4 protein-coding genes are annotated in these 2,362 nt (G+C 54.4%); 1 reads left to right on the top strand and 3 read right to left on the bottom strand.

Features of this window, described 5'->3' with window-relative positions; translation table 11 throughout:
* Positions 1–184: hypothetical protein (locus BM436_RS37625; RefSeq protein WP_218165007.1), on the top strand; the 184-nt coding region annotated here is incomplete at its 5' end.
* Here the strand turns inward: BM436_RS37625 and BM436_RS36870 are convergent.
* The 3 genes from BM436_RS36870 to BM436_RS37465 all read right to left on the bottom strand — a co-directional run.
* A complete protein-coding gene (locus BM436_RS36870; protein WP_143133530.1) occupies positions 153–593 on the bottom strand; it encodes a hypothetical protein in 441 nt (146 codons plus the stop codon). The two genes, BM436_RS37625 and BM436_RS36870, sit on opposite strands and share 32 nt — an antisense overlap.
* A 21-nt stretch (positions 594–614) precedes the next feature.
* Complete coding sequence (locus BM436_RS36875; protein ID WP_143133531.1) at positions 615–956, bottom strand: hypothetical protein; 342 nt, start codon at positions 954–956, stop codon at positions 615–617.
* Positions 953–2,362: hypothetical protein (locus BM436_RS37465; RefSeq protein ID WP_177307852.1), on the bottom strand; the 1,410-nt coding region annotated here is incomplete at its 5' end. The genes BM436_RS36875 and BM436_RS37465, both read right to left, overlap by 4 nt.

Genomic DNA, 2,362 nt, shown 5'->3' on the forward strand with positions numbered 1-2,362 from the left:
AACCACCTGGTATTGGGGTGGTTCGACGGTTGCTTTTCTCAAAAATCAGCCGCTTATCAGTGCGTTTTTGCTTGCCGGACAAGCGGACGGGGCAACGCCCTCTATTCGTGTACGCTTGCCGTCACTGCCCCAGTCCCGCACAGCTCTCCAGATCAGGCTTCGATTTGATGGCCAACAATCGTAAAGTTCAGCCTAAGTTGAAACTCGTCAGGCACGTCAAGATTGGTTGCTTGATAGCTGTGCTCAACCTCTAATCTCCATACGTCACCGTTAGCCGACCGAACACGCAAAGACACAGGGAATGCTGCAAGAAACTGAGTCACTACGCCATTTTTTGCTTGTTGATCCGTCTTTACTTTCGTTTCAAAGTTTGGCTTTGCTTTACAGCACACCGACAGGAGCTGCGAATTTGCGTCCTGAGCGTACAGCTCGGTTTCAATATCATTGACAACAAACCGACGGAAGTCCCTGCCTTTTCTGATCCATTCAAGCATGTGCACGCTGTCATCCGCAGCCTCGAACCCCGATACCTCAATCCGTTCCGGTACGTGTTGGGACTCAACGAAATTTCTGTTGCTTTCTAACTTTTCCATTCGATCACTCTGTGATTTTTTCTAAATTACCCGAGGCACACCAGGGACTCTATCGCCATGACATTCGCCCCGAAGAATGAGGTCAAAAGTCAATTCAAGCTGTTCCGCCATCTTGATCAGCGTGGCCGACTGCTCTTTGACGTATGGCGCTTCCGCCCGAAGTATTCTTGCTGCCGTATGCAATTCGTTCAGCAACGATTTCGATATTAATTCTCGGTCTTTAAGGAGGCGAGCCAATAGTCTCGCTTTAATATCAACCTCCTGAAATGCCTGAGAATCAATAGTTTTCATTGTCTGGACCGTCAGGAGAAGGCCACCGATCTTCTCCTTAAAGCTCTCTTGAGCCGAATCTAAATCACTCATCTTGTCCCAGGGACCTTAATAATTGCGTTCTGTGGAATTTCTTGAAAAATAGTCACTTCTTGTGCCCAAATTGACCGGTGGTAAGGAAGACCTGCAACTCCATTCACCCTTGGAGCAGTCTGCCACACCTCAGTTTGGAACGATCCGACCTTACTTAGATCAATGCCGACGATGCCATTCCCACCTTCATATCCTTTGGCAACGTCAAGCAATCGAGTAGTGGAAATCCAAGGGCTATTGGCCGCCGCGCCACCTGCGCCAGGGCCCGCGTTCGCGACATGTTCAGCCGCTGTCCACGTGCCATTTGGTGCTTTTGCGGCAAGCCCCGTACCAGCTTCAATCGAAGCCGCGTCTGCAGGTGTAAGCGCACGGTACACAATATTAGATCCTGAGCTATTTGCCCCTTTCAACATGGATGACCCAGTAAACCTCCCGGGGCCGACACTGCCCACTGATGCCGAAGCACGCCCCCCGGTGCCTCCAAACAAATCCATTGCCGCCAAGGCCAGCATACCGGTTTGCCCGACCGTGGCTTCATCCACGCCCAGGCGGCGTGCCGCAAGCATCGGGACGGCGACGAACGGTCCGCCCGCTCCCATGACTATCGAGTGAGCATTATATTGGCTTTGGGCGGCGGCCCGCGCCTCCGCCTGCAGATCCCTTGCCTGGAACGACGGCCCCACGGTCGACAACTGCCTCCGCACGATGTCGACGTACGCCAAATCGAGAGGTGTCATTCGCGAAGTGCCGTACTGGGGAATCTCGTTGGTCGAGCCGCTCGGCCTCAAGGCGTCGTTAATCATATAGCCAAACCCTTGAGCGGTTTCGGCCAGCACTTGACCCACCTGGATCAGGGCGTTTTCAAGCGGATAAACGATGTTGCGGTCAAACCATGACGGTCTTTTGCCAACATTGTAGACGACCACGCCGCTGTGATAGCTGACGCCGTCGTCGATGTCGATCTTGGTCGATTCGTGGTATTCCCCCCCGACGGACAACCCGATGGACGAGTAGTCATGGGTGCTTCGGGAACTAGCTGCCGCCGGGCTGTAGTCTACGGGCACGGGCATGCTGAACATGCGGTTGTCCAGGGCTCGTTGCGCGACGTCCTGGGTAAATGTGGGTCCGGCATAGTCTGTTGGACCGGAATAGTCGCCCACGGGACCTTGGTACGGGCCGAGCACGCTAAGCCAATCGTTCCGATCTCCCATTAACTGTTGTGAGTTCAGCCCACCATTAAATGATTGGGTTAGCCGGGCGCCCGATACCGGCTCGGACTGGCCCGATGCCCAGTTTGCCTTTTCAAACGCGGCCTCGTTGTAGCCTGAGACCATTTGATCAGCGCCGATCCGCGCCGCCGTCTCTCTGGCGAGGGTTGCGTCGATCCTGCTCGCCGCGAGGAAAGA

The organism is Pseudoduganella namucuonensis (assembly GCF_900116645.1).
GTDB lineage: Bacteria > Pseudomonadota > Gammaproteobacteria > Burkholderiales > Burkholderiaceae_D > Rugamonas > Rugamonas namucuonensis.

Coding starts and splice junctions, on each gene's coding strand:
- BM436_RS36870 (WP_143133530.1), bottom strand. CDS start 593: ATGGAAAAGTTAGAAAGCAACAGAAATTTCGTTGAGTCCCAACACGTA.
- BM436_RS36875 (WP_143133531.1), bottom strand. CDS start 956: ATGAGTGATTTAGATTCGGCTCAAGAGAGCTTTAAGGAGAAGATCGGT.